General features: G+C 65.5%; 14 protein-coding genes and 1 pseudogene. 13 read left to right on the top strand and 2 right to left on the bottom strand.

The genetic code is table 11. The features are described from left to right. Nucleotides 1-21: 21 nt before the first annotated feature. The gene (locus QUE25_RS01485; RefSeq protein ID WP_286266903.1) at nt 22-1,056 is read left to right on the top strand and encodes an FKBP-type peptidyl-prolyl cis-trans isomerase; all 1,035 of its coding nucleotides are present in this window, start codon (nt 22-24) and stop codon (nt 1,054-1,056) included. A 13-nt stretch (nt 1,057-1,069) separates the two neighbouring features. Here the strand turns inward: QUE25_RS01485 and gluQRS are convergent, their stop codons facing one another. After that, a complete protein-coding gene (gene gluQRS, locus QUE25_RS01480) occupies nt 1,070-1,984 on the bottom strand; it encodes a tRNA glutamyl-Q(34) synthetase GluQRS (RefSeq protein ID WP_286266901.1) in 915 nt (304 codons plus the stop codon). Nucleotides 1,985-2,044: 60 nt separating this feature from the next. On the opposite strand from gluQRS, the gene QUE25_RS01475 reads away from it, so the two are divergent. The 11 genes and pseudogenes from QUE25_RS01475 (at nt 2,045) to era (ending at nt 12,008) form a co-directional block, all read left to right on the top strand. Further along, nucleotides 2,045-3,028 carry a helix-turn-helix transcriptional regulator gene (locus QUE25_RS01475; protein WP_286266899.1) on the top strand — a complete coding sequence of 328 codons (984 nt, stop codon included), beginning with the start codon at nt 2,045-2,047 and terminating at the stop codon, nt 3,026-3,028. Continuing rightward, on the top strand, nt 3,025-3,972 hold the full coding sequence (locus QUE25_RS01470) for a helix-turn-helix transcriptional regulator (RefSeq protein ID WP_286266897.1): 948 nt from the start codon (nt 3,025-3,027) through the stop codon (nt 3,970-3,972). Before QUE25_RS01475 ends, QUE25_RS01470 begins: the two co-directional genes overlap by 4 nt. A 115-nt stretch (nt 3,973-4,087) precedes the next feature. Next, nucleotides 4,088-4,255: pseudogene (gene tatA / locus QUE25_RS14780) on the top strand (twin-arginine translocase TatA/TatE family subunit); the annotation flags it as partial. Between the two features lie 228 nt (nt 4,256-4,483). Further along, nucleotides 4,484-5,389, top strand: coding sequence for a twin-arginine translocase subunit TatC (tatC, locus tag QUE25_RS01460; RefSeq protein WP_286266893.1), 906 nt, complete (start codon nt 4,484-4,486; stop codon nt 5,387-5,389). Beyond that, the gene (gene tgt, locus QUE25_RS01455) at nt 5,379-6,677 is read left to right on the top strand and encodes a tRNA guanosine(34) transglycosylase Tgt (RefSeq protein ID WP_286266890.1); all 1,299 of its coding nucleotides are present in this window, start codon (nt 5,379-5,381) and stop codon (nt 6,675-6,677) included. Before tatC ends, tgt begins: the two co-directional genes overlap by 11 nt. Then, the gene (hemH, locus tag QUE25_RS01450) at nt 6,662-7,666 is read left to right on the top strand and encodes a ferrochelatase (protein WP_286266888.1); all 1,005 of its coding nucleotides are present in this window, start codon (nt 6,662-6,664) and stop codon (nt 7,664-7,666) included. Before tgt ends, hemH begins: the two co-directional genes overlap by 16 nt. Before the next feature lie 69 nt (nt 7,667-7,735). Further along, nucleotides 7,736-8,206 carry a DUF5709 domain-containing protein gene (locus QUE25_RS01445; protein ID WP_286266886.1) on the top strand — a complete coding sequence of 157 codons (471 nt, stop codon included), beginning with the start codon at nt 7,736-7,738 and terminating at the stop codon, nt 8,204-8,206. Between the two features lie 149 nt (nt 8,207-8,355). Continuing rightward, nucleotides 8,356-9,345: a PhoH family protein gene (locus QUE25_RS01440; protein WP_286266884.1), complete on the top strand. Its 990-nt coding sequence runs from the start codon at nt 8,356-8,358 to the stop codon at nt 9,343-9,345. After that, the gene (ybeY, locus tag QUE25_RS01435) at nt 9,342-9,800 is read left to right on the top strand and encodes an rRNA maturation RNase YbeY (protein ID WP_286266882.1); all 459 of its coding nucleotides are present in this window, start codon (nt 9,342-9,344) and stop codon (nt 9,798-9,800) included. The genes QUE25_RS01440 and ybeY overlap by 4 nt, the downstream gene beginning before the upstream one ends. Further along, nucleotides 9,797-11,074: a hemolysin family protein gene (locus QUE25_RS01430; RefSeq protein ID WP_286268461.1), complete on the top strand. Its 1,278-nt coding sequence runs from the start codon at nt 9,797-9,799 to the stop codon at nt 11,072-11,074. Before ybeY ends, QUE25_RS01430 begins: the two co-directional genes overlap by 4 nt. Beyond that, nucleotides 11,067-12,008 (top strand): GTPase Era, encoded by a 942-nt coding sequence (gene era, locus QUE25_RS01425; protein WP_286266880.1) that lies wholly within the window; start codon nt 11,067-11,069, stop codon nt 12,006-12,008. Before QUE25_RS01430 ends, era begins: the two co-directional genes overlap by 8 nt. A 134-nt stretch (nt 12,009-12,142) precedes the next feature. Here era and QUE25_RS01420 read toward each other — a convergent pair whose 3' ends face one another. Beyond that, the gene (locus QUE25_RS01420; RefSeq protein WP_286266878.1) at nt 12,143-13,618 is read right to left on the bottom strand and encodes a mannitol dehydrogenase family protein; all 1,476 of its coding nucleotides are present in this window, start codon (nt 13,616-13,618) and stop codon (nt 12,143-12,145) included. A 337-nt stretch (nt 13,619-13,955) separates the two neighbouring features. Between QUE25_RS01420 and leuA the strand changes: the two genes are divergently transcribed. After that, nucleotides 13,956-15,737 carry a 2-isopropylmalate synthase gene (leuA, locus tag QUE25_RS01415; protein ID WP_286266876.1) on the top strand — a complete coding sequence of 594 codons (1,782 nt, stop codon included), beginning with the start codon at nt 13,956-13,958 and terminating at the stop codon, nt 15,735-15,737. Nucleotides 15,738-15,822 lie beyond the last annotated feature (85 nt).

Here is a 15,822-nt window from a genome sequence, read left to right as displayed (position 1 = left end):
CAGGTCGGGTAATCTGCACTGGTGCATGACCATAGATTCCAGTCTCCCAAACGCCGGTCGGCGCGCCTGGGTGCGATCGCCGGAGCCCTGGCTCTGGTATTGACCCTCGCAGCCTGTGGTGGCAGCGATACCGACGACAGCCCGAGCCCGACGCCGTCCGACACGCCCGCGAGCGCGACGCCGAGTGCTACGCCGACGGTCGATCCCACCGTGCTGACCGATCTGAGCAGTATCGATGTGACCGGTGACTGGGGTACCGAGCCGACGGTCAACGCCCCCTACCCCTTCAAGGTCGACGAGACGATGACGAAGGTCGTCATCCAAGGCACCGGAACGGAGGTCCCCAGCGCGACCGCGACGGTCAACATGCACTATGTCGGCATCAACGCCCGCAGTGGTTCGGTGTTCGACTCCTCCTGGATCTCGGGAGCCCCAACGACCTTCCAGCTGTCCGGAGTGATTACCGGCTTCGCCAAGGGCATCGTCGGTCAACGCGTGGGCAGCCGCCTGGCGATCGCAATCACCAGTTCCGAGGCCTACGATCCCAACGGGCAGGCCAGTATCGGCGTCGATCCCGGAGACACACTGCTGTTCGTCGTCGACATTCTGGACAGCGAACTTGCCGGCCCGGTGGGTTCGACCGTGACACCGCCCGATGGTCTGCCGGTCGTCACCGAGACAGCCGATGGCGTCCCCCAGATCAGCATTCCCGCCGGGCTCGCCGAACCCACCGAGGTCGGCGTCCAGCCGCTCATCCAGGGCAGTGGCGCGGCATTGCAGGCGACCGACGCGCTCACCTCACACGCAGTCTGCGTCACCTGGGACGGCACCGAGTACTACAACGACTACGGCAGCGCGTCGGTCACCGATGCGGCCAGTGCTGCGGTGCACCAGGCGCTGTTCAATGCCCTGGTCGGCCAGCAGGTCGGCAGCCGAGTCCTGGTGACACTGCCCGGCTCGGTCGCCTACCCCACCGGCAACCGGACGCCGTCCATCGCGCCGAATACCTCGGTTGCCTGCGTGGTCGACCTGCTGTTCACCCAGGCGTACAGCTAGACCCCGGGACGGCTCAGCGGCGGTCGATGATCGCCCGAGCGTCCACGACCCAGGGCCGCCAGATCGCTTCGATCGTCCACCAGTCCCGGCCCCGGACCGCGTCCAGCAGTTCCGGGGCCGAGCCGGCTGCCGGCAGTCCGGCCGAGCGGCAGATCGTCTCGAAAACCTGCCGACCGGACAACCCCGAAGACTCCAGCTCGCTCAACGTGACCGCCCCGTCGCGCTTGGCCAGCCGTTCGCCGACCCGATTCACCGCCAGCCCGACATGGGCGTAACTCGGCGGAACGAAACCGAGCTCGCGCGCCAGCCACGCCTGACGGGGTGCTGAATCGAGAAGGTCCGCGCCCCGGCAGACCTGGGTGACGCCCTGCAGGCCATCGTCGACCACCACGGCAAGGTTGTAGGCCGGGGTGCCGTCGGCGCGGAAGAGGACGAAATCGTCGACCTCACCGCTCACCTCGCCGGCATGCAGGTCATGCACGGTCATGGCTGCGCCGTGGGCGCGCACCCTGATGGCTGCCGGCCGCACTGCCCGTCGGGCGGCTCGCTCGGACCGGGTCAGATGCGCGCAGGTTCCCGGATAAGGGCGGTACGAACCGTGCGGGGCCTGGGAAGCCTCGGCGATTTCGCGGCGCGTGCAATAGCACTCGTAGGTCTCCAGACCGGCCGCAGCATCCCGGTAGAGGTCCAGCCGCTGTGATTGCCGCACGACCTCGCCATCCCAGTCGATGCCCAGCGCTGCCAGATCGGTCAGCTGACGCTGCGCGACCTGCGGGGCGGCCGCGACCCGCTGCTGATCGAGATCCTCGATACGCAACAGGAAGGCACCGGCATCGTCGCGGGCCAGCAGCCAGGCCAGCACAGCGGTGCGCAGATTGCCCAGATGCAGATCGGACGTGGGGCTGGGAGCGAAGCGTCCGGTCGTCACGGGTGGTAGCTTACGTGGCCCATCACAGTGCATCGAAAAGCTGCCTGCTAGCGTGGATACGTGGCTGCGCGCAAGACCGAGAGACTCGTCAATCTGACGATTCTGTTGCTCAGTTCGCGACGATTCGTCCCACGCGAGAAGATCCGCGAGACTGTCGAAGGCTACCGCGGTCTGGGCGACGAGAGCTTCAACCGTGCGTTCGAACGCGACAAGGACGAACTGCGTGCGATGGGCATTCCGGTCGAGACCGGCAGCGATGAACGCTTCTTCGACGACGAGCCGGGCTACCGGATCGTGCGCACCGACTTCGAACTGCCGCCCATCGAATTCACCGGCGAGGAAGCCATGGTGCTGGGGCTCGCCGCGACAGTCTGGCAGCAGGCCAGCGTCGCCGATCAGACCAGTCACGCGCTGGCCAAGCTGCGCGCCGCCGGCGTCGACCCGGATCCGAGCCGATTGCGGGCACTGGCTCCCCGGCTGAGCGCCCGGGAGGCTGCCTTCGACCCCCTGTGGCAAGCCATGATCGACCGGCAGACCGCGCAGTTCGACTACAAGTCGGGCCAGCGGCGTACGGTGCAGCCGTGGCGGCTGGTGCTGCGCAACAACAGCACCTATCTGCTGGCTTTCGACTGCGACAGACAGGCCCCTCGCATGTTCAAGCTGTCCCGGATCAGCGGAACGGTATCGACAATCGGACGCCCTGGTGCATTCGTGCCGCCCGACGATGCCGCGCTCAGCGGCCACGTCGACGCTCTGATTCCGAAATCCGACCTCGAGGTGGTGCTGGCCATCCGCACCGAACGCGCCCCGGCCCTGCGCCGCAGGGCCGAGCAGGTGGCGTCGTCCATCGAGCTGCCAGCCGGCTTCGAGGCCTATCGTCTGCAACTCAACGCGGCAAATGCGGTCGCCGAGATCGCCAGTCACGGAGCCGACGTGATCGTGCTGGAACCCGCCGGACTGCGCGCTGGGGTGCTCGACCAGCTGCGTGAGGTGGTGGCCGCGCACGCCGACACGCCGCTGCGGGCCGTGGGGGAGCAGCCATGACATCCCAAGAGCAGGTGGCCCGGTTGCTGGCCATGGTTCCCTATCTGCAGGCCCATCCGGGTATCGGTGTGGCCGAGGTAGCCGCTGACTACGGCATCACCCGAAGGCAGCTGCTTGCCGATCTGAACGTGCTGTGGATGTGCGGACTGCCGGGTGGCCTGCCCGACGATCTCATCGAGATCGACATGGACGCCGCGGAGAGCGAAGGCGTCATCCACCTCAGCAACGCCGACTACCTGTCCCGGCCGATGCGCTTCACCCCCGACGAAGCGGTCGCCCTGCTGGTGGCTCTGCAAGCAGTCGCCGAGATGACCACCGGCCCGGTCCGGGAGGCGGCCCGCAGCGCCGCCAGGAAGCTGTCCGAGGCCACCGGTCAACAGGACCTGGTGTGGCTCTCGGTGAGCACCGGGGACGAGCGCATTCGTGAGACGCTGGCGTCGGCCATCGATCGGCGGCAGCGGGTGCGGCTCACCTATGACGGAGCGGCCCGCGGGGTCACCAGCTATCCGGAGGTGGACCCCGCCGAGATCCAGATGCGCGACTCGATCGCCTATCTGCAGGCCTGGAGCCTGGAACGCCAGGACTGGCGCACCTACCGGCTCGACCGTATCGCCGATGTCGCGTTGACCGGGCAGAGCGCCGACAAGCACGGCTCGGCACCGGAACTTCCCGAAGGATGGTTCGATCAGTCGAATGGGGAAGTCACCTTGGAGTTGGCGGCGAGCGCAACCTGGGTGGTCGACTACTATCCCGCACGCGAGATCCAGAACCATCCGGATGGCAGCGCGACCGTCCGCTTCGCCGTGGCCGATCCGGCCTGGCTCGACAGTCTGCTGTTGCGGCTGGGTGACCAGGCGCGGGTGAGGTCGCCCGAAGGAGTCGGCTCGGCGGCAGCCGCGGCGGCGCGGGAAGCGATCGAACGTACCGAGACGCTTTTCGGTTGACTGCCTGATCCGGCAGCGCCGCTACACCAACAGCCGACACCCGGAAGAGTTCGGGCCTGGCGTGCCCGTGCGCATAGCATGGAAGCCACGCGCGTTGCGAAAGCTGGAGGAAGTCATGGGTTCTATCGGTTGGCCGGAATTGATCATCATCTTGATCGTGGTCTTGCTGCTGTTCGGAGGGACCCGGCTGGCAGGGCTCGGAAAGGCGTCCGGCAAAGCCATTCGCGAGTTCAAGGAAGAAACCCGCGATCTCAAGAAAGAGGATTCCGCTGCGGCCCAGCAGCCCCAGATCACCGCCGCGCCCCAACAACCCGCCCCGCAGGTGCAGCAGCCCTACGTGCAGCCGGCACCGCAGCCTCCGCAGGCCTACGATCCCGCCCAGCCCCAGCCGCAGTTCCCGCAGCAGGCTCCGCAGGCGCAGCCCTACCCCTCGCAGTCGCAGCCGGTCTACGATCCGCAGCAGGCCCCGCAGAACCAGCAGCCACCGGCCGACCAGCGGTAAGTGGGGTCGATGTCGACCGATACCAGCACCAGCGGCAAGCCCGGGGGGAGGTTTGCGTGGCTCAAGCCACCCCAGTTCGATGAGAACGGGGCGATGAGCATCTGGGACCATCTCCGCGAGATCCGCTACCGTCTGATCGTCTCGATGGTGGCGATCGTGGTCTTGTTCATCGTCGCCTTCATCTTCTACGCTCCGATCGTCGAGTTGATCCTGCGTCCGTACCAGATCGCGGCGGACCGGGTGAGTGCCAAGAACCCCGACGCGATGATCCAGGTGGTGAACTCCGGTGTTGCCTCGCCGATGCTGCTGGCCCTGAAGGCGGCGGGCCTGGCTGCGATCATCGCCGCCTGCCCCGTCTGGTTGTATCAGCTGTGGGCGTTCATCGTTCCCGGCCTGCTGAACAACGAGAAGCGCGTCGCCCAGCTCTTCTTGTTGTCGGCGATCCCGCTCTTCCTGGCCGGTGTGGTCGTCGGCTACCTGACGCTGCCGAAGGCGTTCGAGTTCATGCTGGGCTTCACCGTCGCGCAGGCCGGAGTGGCCAACCTGCAGGACCTCAACGACTTCCTCTCGCTCGAAATGCGCATGCTTCTGGTCTTCGGGATCAGCTTCTTGTTGCCGGTCATCCTGGTCATGCTCAACATGTTGGGCATGCTGAAGAGCTGGCAGCTCAGGAAGGCGCGCACGATCGCGATCTTCGTCTGTTTCGTGTTCGGGGCGGTGGCGACACCCTCGGGTGATCCGTTCTCGATGCTCGCGCTTTCGCTGCCGATGGTAATCATGTACGTGGTCAGCGAGCTCATCTGCTCGCGGCGAGAGAAGAGAAGCCTGAAGCTGCGGATTCGCAGCGGCGAGATCAGCCCCGAAGAAGCCGAAGCCGCGTACCTGGGAAAGACAATTCAGACCGATGACAAGTGAGCCACCAAGTCCCGACGACTTCGGTTTCCGGGTAGATGCCAGACTGCCCAACGGCCTGGGACGCGCCGGCGTCATCCGGACTCCCCATGGCCAGATCGAAACCCCGGCGTTCATCGTGGTCGGCACCAAAGCCAACGTGAAGGCCGTGCTGCCCGAACAGATCGCCCAATTGGGCGGCCAGGCCGTGCTGGCCAATGCCTTCCACCTCTATCTGCAGCCCGGCAGCGATATCGTCGACGAGGCCGGCGGCGTCGGGGCATTCATGAACTGGCCCGGGCCCACCTTCACCGATTCCGGTGGCTTCCAGGTGATGAGTCTGGGAGCGGGCTTCAAGAAAGTGCTGGCCATGGACGTCACCGGCCTGCAGAACGACGAAGTGATCGCCGAAGGCAAGCAGCGCCAGGCCCATGTGGACGATGACGGTGTCTGGTTCAATTCACCGATCAACGGCGACCGGCATCGCTTCACCCCCGAGATCAGCATGACGGTGCAGCATCAACTCGGGGCAGACATCATCTTCGCGTTCGACGAGTTGACCACTTTGCTGAACACCCGCGGGTACCAGGAAACCTCGGTACAGCGGACCCAGGCCTGGGCTCAACGGTGCCTGGTGGCCCAGCGCGAACTGACCGCGCAGCGCGCCCATCGTCCGTATCAGGCGCTGTTCGGTGTGGTGCAGGGTGCGCAATACGAAGACCTGCGCAGGCAGGCTTGCCGCGGGCTGCTGGCGACCGAGGCCGATGGTCAGCACTTCGACGGCTACGGTATCGGCGGTGCACTGGAAAAGCAGCGGCTCGGTGAGATCGTCTCCTGGTGCACCTCGGAGCTGCCGGAGGACAAGCCGCGGCATCTGCTCGGCATCAGCGAACCGGACGATTTCTTCGCCGCGATCGCCGCGGGAATCGACACCTTCGACTGCGTCAACCCGAGCCGGGTCGCCCGAAACGCCGCCATCTACACCGCGGACGGCCGCTACAACGTCACCACCGCGGCCAACCGGCGCGCCTTCGTCCCGCTCGAGGACGGTTGCGACTGTTACACGTGCACCCACTACACCCGCGCCTATCTGCATCATCTGTTCAAGGCCAAGGAGATGCTGGCCGCCACCTTGGCCACCATCCACAATGAACGATTCACCGTGCGGCTGGTCGACACCATCCGCGCAGCCCTGGTGTCCGGCGACTTCGAGGGCTGCCGTACCGAGGTACTCGGCCGCTTCTACGGCAGTGTCCCTTCGATCAAGAGCGACTCTCACGACCTGAGGAGGCCCACGTGCCCGGCACTGTAACGCTGCTCGTCAACACCGGTACTCCCGACAGCCCCGACAAGACCGCAGTGAAGGAGTACCTGTCGGAGTTCCTCAATGATCCGTACATGATGGGCATGCCCGACGCGGTCCGCCGGGTACTGGTGGACAAGATCATCGTTCCTGGACGGGTGGGCGGTTCCGCGGCCCGCTACCGGGATCTTTTCGCGCAGGCAGGCGGACGCTCGCCCCTGGCCGTGCACAGCGAAGCCCTGGCGGTGCGGCTGAGCACCGAACTGGGGCATCCGGTGGTGCCGTTCATGAGGTACGGGCATCCCGGGATCGATGATGTCGTCGATCAGCTGGCCGGCGCCGATCAGATCGTGGTGGCTCCGATGTTTCCCCATGAGACCTACTCCAGCTACACCAGTGCGGCCGAGTACGCGATCGAGCAGGTGAGCGCCCGCTGCCCGCAAGCCCGGCTGCGGCTGCTGCGTCCCTACTACGATCACCCCGGCTATATCGACTCGCTGGCCACCAGCGTGCGGCCGTACTTCACCGACGACTACGACCTGATGGTCATCTCGTTCCATTCGATCCCGGTGAGCCATCAGGTGCGCGGTGCCCGCACCGGCATGGACTACGAGCAGCAGTGCCGCTCCACCGCCCACCTGCTGGCCAAAGCCGTGGGCGTACCCGACGACAAGCTCCGGGTGACCTTCCAGTCGGCGATCAAGCCGATGAAATGGCTCGAACCGGCGCTGGAGACCGAATGCGTCGCATGGGCGCGCGACGGTGCCCAGCGGGTGCTGGTGGTCTGCCCGGGGTTCGCCGTGGATTGTCTGGAGACGGTCTACGACATCGGTTCGAAGCTCGCCAAGACCTTCACGTCGGCCGGCGGCGCCGAGTTCACGCTGGTGCCGGCATTGAACGCTCAGGAGCACTGGGCTCAGGCGCTGGCCGGTATTCTGCGTTCGGATCTCGTGCAACCGGTCGGGAACTCGTCGGACGGTTCCACGGCCCGCGTTTAGGCCACTGCCCGACGGCCCAGTTGGGCGCGTCTGGGCACGCCGTATTGCCGGTGATGGCAGTATCGATACATGACAGAGAACATGGCACACAGTGAGGACGCACCTGAGCCCTCTGTACAGATGGAGCAGCTCAGCCAGTCCGATTCGCTGATCAACCGCGGCGTGGATGATGTTCTCGATGAGGGCTATACCGCGCCCGACAATTGGTCGCCTGCGCAAGGATTCGGCAACACACCCGCAGAGATGCGCCAGGGGGAGACTCTCGAGCAGCGCATCGCTCAAGAAGAACCCGAAGAGAACCCGAAGAAGCTGCGCGGCCCCTGGAACCCGAACCGCGAGAACCGCCAGGTCGGCTCCGCCAGAGCAGGACGCTTGATCTCGGCCGGCGGTGGTATCGACGCCGAGGACACCGAGGCACAGTCGGTGGCCGCCGATGTGGGCATTTCCGGTGGCGCGGCCAGCGCTGAGGAAGCGGCGGTGCACATCATCTCGGAGGAAGACCTGGAGAACCCCGGGGACGACGAGGACGACGAGAGCTGAGACGCGCTGGATCGCCGCCGCGGTGCCGACGGTTGGCGGCGCGCGCATAGAATTGACGGGAACGCTACGGAAGGATCGTCCTGTCTACCAGTCATCAACCTCTCGAGGATGCCGCTGACCCCCGATCGGCGGCAGGCACTGTAGCCCACATGCCCGGCAGCCGCACATTCGTGGTACCTGCCTCCATCGACATGGTCAACGTCCTGGGCCCCCGCGACGAATTCCTGCGAATCATGGAACGCGAGCTGGCGGCCGACATCCATGTGCGCGGAAACGAGTTCACGCTCACCGGCACAACCAGCGACATCGCCGCTGCGACCGAGGCACTCACCGAGGTCATCACCATCCTGCGTACCGGCCAGGGCCTGAGCACCGAGACCGTCGAGCGGGTCATCGCGATGGGCGCCGACGGCGTGCGTCCGGCCGAGATCCTCACCCAGGACATCTTGTCCAGCCGTGGCCGCACGATTCGTCCCAAGACCCTGAACCAGAAGCGCTATGTCGACGCCATCGACAAGCACACCATCACCTTCGGCATCGGTCCTGCTGGCACCGGCAAGACCTATCTCGCGATGGCGAAGGCGGTGCAAGCGCTGCAGTCCAAGCAGGTCACCCGCATCATCCTGACCCGCCCCGCCATCGAGGCAGGGGAGCGGCTCGGCTTCCTGCCGGGCACCCTGAACGACAAGATCGACCCCTACCTGCGTCCGCTTTACGACGCGTTGCACGACATGCTCGATCCCGAGTCGCTCCCCAAGCTGCTGACCGGAGGCGTGATCGAGGTGGCACCGCTGGCCTACATGCGCGGGCGTACGCTCAACGACGCTTTCATCGTGCTGGACGAGGCCCAGAACACCTCGATGGAGCAGATGAAGATGTTCTTGACCCGGCTGGGATTCGGCTCGAAGATCGTCGTCACCGGTGATACCACGCAGGTCGACCTGCCCGGCGGGGTCCGCAGCGGTCTGCGCGCGGTGCAGGGCATTCTCGACGGAGTGCGCGATATCGCGTTCTGCCAGCTGACCAAACGCGATGTGGTGCGTCACAAGCTGGTCGGTGACATCGTGGCCGCCTACGACCGGTACGACTCGACCTTGGCCGAGGCCTTCACCTCGCGCGGACAGCGAGGGACCCGATGATCGAGGTCAACAACGAGTCGGGTGCCGAAGTCGACGAATTGGCGCTGGTGCAGCTGGCGGAGTTCGCCCTCGCCAGGCTGCGCATCCATCCGCAGGCCGAGCTGTCGATCCTGCTGATCGATCCGGACGCGATGGCCGAGCTGCATCAACGGTTCATGGATCTGCCGGGTCCCACCGACGTGATGAGCTTTCCGATGGACGAGCTACGGGCCCCCGAGCCGGGTCAAGAGCCACCTCGCGGCATGCTCGGTGATATCGTCATCTGCCCGCAGTTCACCTCGGCGCAGGCCCCGGAGAACGGCCGTGAGCCCGCCGAGGAGATCCAGTACCTGCTGATTCACGGGCTGCTGCACTTACTCGGCCACGATCACGGCGAGCCGGCGGAAAAGGCCGTGATGTTCGGGCTGAACGACACGATCATCGCTGAGTGGCGACGATCGAGGGCTGGACAGTGACCGGTCTCGACTGGGTCATGGTCGGTTGCGCGGTGCTGGCAGCCGTGCTGGCCGGGGTCGGCTCCGCGGTCGAGACCGCCTTGGTGAGCATCACACCGACTCGCGCCGAACAGATGGTCGCCGACGGCAAACGGGGTGCTGCAGCGGTCAAGCAGATCACCGATGATCCCGCGCCCGAGACCACCACCGCCGCATTCCTGCGGGTGGCCTGCGAAGTCACCTCGGTGGTGCTGGTCTGTCTGGTGCTGGTCGACAATTTCCACGGTCTCGGCGCCCGGCTGTGGCTGACCGTGCTGATCATGACGCTGGTCGCCTTCGTGGTCTGGGGCGTCGCACCGCGGACCCTGGGCCGGCAGAACGCCGAAGGCATCGCCGGCGCCTCGGCGCGGATCTTGTCGGTGCTGTCGGTCATCTTGTGGCCGATCTCGCAATTGCTGATCTGGGTGGGCAACGCCATCACTCCCGGCCACGGCTACGCGGACGGCCCGTTCATCGCCGAGGCCGAGAAGATCGCGGGCGCCAGCGAGGGCGAGCGCGAGATGATCAGGTCGGTCTTCGAGCTGGGTGACACGATCGTCCGAGAAGTCATGGTGCCACGCACCGATGTGGTCTATCTGAACCGCGACAAGACGCTGCGGCAGGGGCTTTCACTGGCGCTGCGGTCCGGTTTCAGCCGGATCCCGGTGATCGGGGAAGACCTGGACGATGTCGTCGGCGTCTTGTACGTCAAGGACTTGATGCGCCGCGTCTACGACAATCCGGACGCGGACAAGCGGGAAACGGTCGGCTCGCTGATGCGTCCGGCCTCGTTCACACCCGACTCCAAGCCGATCGACGATCTGATGCGGGAGATGCAGACCAGCCGTCATCACATGGTGATCGTCATCGACGAATTCGGCGGCACCGCGGGGGTGGCCACCATCGAGGACATCGTCGAGGAGATCGTGGGCGAGATCACCGACGAGTACGACGCCGAACCCGACATGGCCGAGGAGGTCGAGCCGGGCGTCTGGCGGATCTCGGCGCGCATGCCGGTCGACGACATGGGGGACCTGTTCGGTCTCCAGCTTGAGGACGAGGACGTCGAAACGGTCGGCGGACTGCTCGCCAAGGAGCTCAACATGGTGCCCATCTTCGGTTCGCAGATCATCTGGAACGGACTCGAGATCACGGCAGAGAAATCCACCGGCCGCCGCCATCAGATCGACACCGTGCTGGTGCGCCGGGCAGCAGTCGAAGACGACGACGAATCAGGGGACAACGACGATGACTGAGCAGGTAGCAACTCCGGAAGGCTTCAAGTCGGGCTTCGTCTGTTTCGTCGGGCGTCCCAATGCCGGCAAGTCGACCCTGACCAACGCGCTGGTGGGCAGCAAGGTCGCCATCACCAGCAGCAAACCGCAGACCACCAGGCATGCTGTGCGAGGCATCATTTCGCGACCGGACGCCCAGCTGGTGATCATCGACACCCCCGGGCTCAGCAAGCCGCGCTCGTTGCTTCAGGAGCGGTTGAACGATCTGGTCTACGCCACCTGGAGCGAGGTGGATGTGATCGCGATCATCTTCCCGGCCAACCAGCACGTCGGGCCCGGAGATGAGTATCTGGTGCGCGAGGTCGCATCCCTGCCGCATCCGCCACGGCTGGCCGCGATCTGCTCGAAGACCGACCTGGTCAGTCCCGAGCGCGTCGCCAAGCAGCTGCTGGAGATCGCCGCGCTGCAGGAGAAGGCGGGGCTCACGTTCGACGAGATCGTGCCCTGCTCGGCGTTATCAGGCGGCCAGGTGGATGAGGTTGCCGACGTGCTGATCTCGATGCTGGACGAAGGCCCGGCCTACTATCCCGACGGCGAGGTGACCGACGAGCCCACCGAAACGCTGGTCGGCGAGCTCATCCGCGAGGCCGCGCTCGAGGGCGTGCGCGACGAACTGCCCCACTCGATAGCCGTCGAGATCGACGAGATGGGATTACGAGCCGGACGCCCGGATGATCGTCCACTGCTGGACATCTACGCATCGCTGGTAGTCGAACGCGATTCGCAGAAGCCGATCATGATCGGACGCGGCGGTGAACACATCAAACAGGTGGGCACCGATGCGCGCCGCCAGATCAGCGCCCTGCTGGGTACCCCAGTGCATCTGGACCTCAAGGTGAAGGTGCTCAAGGAGTGGCAGCGCGATCCCAGACACCTCAACCGGTTGGGTTTCTGAGCGCCGGCAAGTTACTGAGTCGCCAACAAATACTGAGTCGCTAACAAACACCGTCGCTAACAAACACCGAACGCCCGGTCCGGCGCCGCATGATCGCGGCGGCGGCCCGGGCGTCGATTCGTCCGACTCGAGGATTACTCTCCGAGGGCGTTGTTCGCGGCGGCCTCGACACCGTCGGTGACGATGATGTCGAGCAGCTCGGCGACACGATCAGTGAACTCGGCGTGCTCACCGAGTTCGGTCGGGAAGAACCCGCCGGTCATGATCTTCTCGACATGCTCGTGGGTGTTCTTGGCGCCCGCGGTGGCCTTGGCGAGGTTCTCGCGCTGCGGCTCTTCCATCTCCGCGGCGATCTCACCGGGATCGAAGCCGGCCGGCGGAGCGACGCAGGCGATCCAGGACGCGGCCGTCAGCGCCATCTCGTTCGGCATCTGGCCCATGTTCAGCAGCCGCAGCGCGGGCTCGGGGATACGCTGCAGCAGCTTGGCCGAGCCGTCCGACCCGACCCGGGCGGTCTTGTCGCCCAGCGCATGGTTCTGCCAGCGGTGGAACAGCTGAGCCACGTAGGCGTCCGCGTCGAAACCGTGCGGCAGCTCAATGCTGGGCAGGAACTCGTTGTAGATCGCGGCATGCACCGACTTGGCGACGAACTCCTTGTCGCGCGCCGATGGGATGGTCGGGGAGTTGCTAAGCCCACCCAGGTAGCTGATCAGCGAGTGTGAGCCGTTGAGCAGCCGCAGCTTGACCAGCTCGTACTGCTCGACCTCGTCGGAGAAGGTGACACCGGGTGCCGCCTGCCACGCCGGCCGGCCGGCCTTGAAGTGATCCTCGAGTACCCACATGGTGAACGCCTCGGCAGGCACCGGTGCCTCATCGCGCAGACCGAGGATCTGCTCGACCTGGGCCTTGGTCTGCTCCGTGGTGCCCGGCACGATCCGGTCGACCATCGCGTTCGGGAAGGAGACGTTCTCGGCGATCCACGACATCGTGTTGTCGTCGACCCCGGCGGCCTGGAGGAACTCGGTGACCATCGCCTTGGTGGTGTTGCCGGCCGACTGCATGTTGTCGCAGGACAGCACGGTCACGGGCGCCTTGGACTCCTGGGAGCGCTTGACGAGTCCCCAGGCCAGCTGAGCCAGCGGAGCCTTGGCGCCGTCCGGTCCGGCCAGCCCGGGAGCGATCTCGGCCGAATCGGTCATCAGATGGCCGGTGACGCCGTCCTTGTTGTAGCCCTTCTCGGTGATGGTCAGCGTGACGATCTTGTGGTTGGGGTCGGCGATCGCGGCCAGCACCTCGGCCGGCTGCTCCGCGGCCACGAACAGGCGGCGGTGCACATCCACCAGCTGCACGTCGGTGCCCTCGGGGCTGAGCTGCAGAATCGAGTAGATGAAGTCCTGATTGAGCATCGGGTCGATGATGCGGCGGGAGCGATTGGCGACGCCGACGATACCCCAGTCGCCACCGGCTTCGGCCATCGCGAGCGCCGTGTTCACAGCTGCGTGCGCGCGGTGGAACTGTCCAATTCCCAGGTGCACAATGCCGGTGGCATCGGGAGCCGACGCCCCGATTCGGCGTTCAACCGGGAAATTGGAGCGATTCAGGTTTGCCATGTACATCACCAATCTGGTCGCGGATGGTTTCGAGGCATCGCAGCTGCCGCTCCGATCACGGTGGATGGCCTGCTGCGGTCTCGTCTGTGCCTATTGTCGCAGCAACAGCCGAAGCCTGGCGAGAATCTGTCCGTTGTTGCCATCACCGTCGCATGTTCGGCATTTGGTTCAGTTGGCCATCTGGTTTATCGTGGATACGTGGTTCAGACCCTGCGCGCCATGTTGGCGCTGCTCCTTGGTCGCCGCAGCGAGACTAGCTAAAGCCAGTCCCTCTCGCTGCGGAGTTTTTGGCGCGTCCGACTGACATCAACCCTCATCCGCAGCCAAGGAGACCACCATGACCACCGAAATCCGCAGTACCCCCAAGCCCCGCACCAAGCCGCAGCCGCGTCCGGTTCAGCAGCCGAGCCCGATGCCGTTCCAGCGCTACCAGCCGTTCCAGCCGATCGTCCTCAGCGACCGCACCTGGCCGGCGAAGTCGGTGACCAAGGCGCCGCGCTGGCTGTCCACCGATCTGCGCGACGGCAACCAGGCGCTGATCGATCCGATGACCCCGGGCCGCAAGCGCAAGCTGTTCGATCTGCTGGTGCAGATGGGCTACAAGGAGATCGAGGTCGGATTCCCGTCGGCCTCGCAGACCGACTTCGACTTCGTCCGTTCGCTGATCGAATCGGACGCCATACCCGACGACGTGACGATCTCAGTGCTGACCCAGGCGCGTCCCGACCTGATCGATCGCACCGCCCAGTCGCTGATCGGAGCCAAGCGCGGCACGATCCATCTGTACAACGCGGTCGCCGAACTGTTCCGCAGGGTCGTCTTCCACATGGACGAGCAGGAGTGCAAGCAGCTGGCCAAGAACGGCACCCGCTGGGTGATCGATGCCGCCGAGAAGTACCTGCGGGATGTCGAGTTCGGCTACGAGTATTCACCGGAGATCTTCACCCAGACCCCGACCGAGTTCGCAGTCGAGGTCTGCAACGGCGTGATCGATGTGTGGCAGCCGGACGCCGACCGTGAGATCATCCTGAACCTGCCGGCAACGGTCGAGATGAGCACTCCGAACACCTACGCCGACCAGATCGAATACTTCTGCCGCAACATCGACTCGCGAGACAGCGTCTGTGTCTCGCTGCACACCCACAACGATCGCGGCACCGCCGTCGCGGCCACGGAGTTCGGTCTGATGGCGGGCGCCGACCGTGTCGAGGGCTGCCTGTTCGGACATGGCGAGCGCACCGGAAACGTCGATCTGGTCACCCTGGGCATGAACCTGTACACCCAGGGCATCGATCCGAAGATCGATTTCAGCCGACTGGACGAAGTCCGGCGCACCGTCGAATACTGCACCGGCATGCCGGTACCGGCCCGCCAGCCGTATTCGGGGGATCTGGTCTACACCGCCTTCTCCGGCTCCCATCAAGACGCCATCAAGAAGGGCCTGGAGGATCTGGAGACCAAGGCCGAGCGTGAGCGCGTCGGCATCCATGAGGTTGCGTGGCAGGCGCCGTATCTGCCGGTGGATCCGCACGATGTGGGCCGCACCTATGAGGCCGTGATCCGCGTCAACAGCCAGTCCGGCAAGGGCGGCATGGCCTACCTGATGAAGGCCGACCATTCGCTGGTGCTGCCGCGCCGGCTGCAGATGGAATTCAGCAGGGTCGTCCAGCAGCATTCGGACTCCGAGGGCGGCGAGGTCACCAGCGAGCAGCTGTGGCAGATCTTCTCCGACGAGTACCTGAACCGCACCGAGCCGCTCAAGGGCAAGGGATTCACCTTGGAGACCACCGAGGACGGCCGGGCCACCATCAAGGCCCGGATCTCGTCGCACGGTGTCGAGAAGGTCATCACCGGTGAAGGTAATGGGCCGGTGTCGGCGTTCGTGGACGCACTGGGCAACGTGGGTGTGCGGCTGCGCGTCCTGGACTACAACGAGCATGCGCTGACCGCCGGCGGAGACGCCACGGCGGCCGCCTATGTCGAGTGCGAGATCGAGAACGGCGACATCGAAGTGCACTGGGGCGTCGGCATCGACCCGGACATCACTACCGCCTCGCTGAAGGCCGTGATGAGCGCGGTCAACCGGCATCGCAGGGAGGCGTACGCCGTCGCGATGTGAGTTTTGAACCCTGAGGGCGTCCCGGTGGTCTCGCTGGGGCGCCCTTGGCGTCGGCTGCGGGGGAGACGCCGCGCAACAGTGGCAG

It is taken from the genome of Brooklawnia propionicigenes (assembly GCF_030297015.1).
Lineage (GTDB): Bacteria > Actinomycetota > Actinomycetes > Propionibacteriales > Propionibacteriaceae > Brooklawnia > Brooklawnia propionicigenes.
The sequence above is the reverse complement of the archived record's forward strand: the minus strand, read 5'-3'. Positions and strand labels throughout refer to the sequence as shown.

What these genes read in the sequence shown, in the direction of transcription:
- era (WP_286266880.1), top strand. Translation starts at nt 11,067, where the DNA reads ATGACTGAGCAGGTAGCAACTCCGGAAGGCTTCAAGTCGGGCTTCGTC.
- QUE25_RS01470 (WP_286266897.1), top strand. Translation starts at nt 3,025, where the DNA reads ATGACATCCCAAGAGCAGGTGGCCCGGTTGCTGGCCATGGTTCCCTAT.
- tatC (WP_286266893.1), top strand. Translation starts at nt 4,484, where the DNA reads ATGTCGACCGATACCAGCACCAGCGGCAAGCCCGGGGGGAGGTTTGCG.
- tgt (WP_286266890.1), top strand. Translation starts at nt 5,379, where the DNA reads ATGACAAGTGAGCCACCAAGTCCCGACGACTTCGGTTTCCGGGTAGAT.
- ybeY (WP_286266882.1), top strand. Translation starts at nt 9,342, where the DNA reads ATGATCGAGGTCAACAACGAGTCGGGTGCCGAAGTCGACGAATTGGCG.
- QUE25_RS01440 (WP_286266884.1), top strand. Translation starts at nt 8,356, where the DNA reads ATGCCCGGCAGCCGCACATTCGTGGTACCTGCCTCCATCGACATGGTC.
- QUE25_RS01445 (WP_286266886.1), top strand. Translation starts at nt 7,736, where the DNA reads ATGACAGAGAACATGGCACACAGTGAGGACGCACCTGAGCCCTCTGTA.
- QUE25_RS01420 (WP_286266878.1), bottom strand. Translation starts at nt 13,618, where the DNA reads ATGGCAAACCTGAATCGCTCCAATTTCCCGGTTGAACGCCGAATCGGG.
- leuA (WP_286266876.1), top strand. Translation starts at nt 13,956, where the DNA reads ATGACCACCGAAATCCGCAGTACCCCCAAGCCCCGCACCAAGCCGCAG.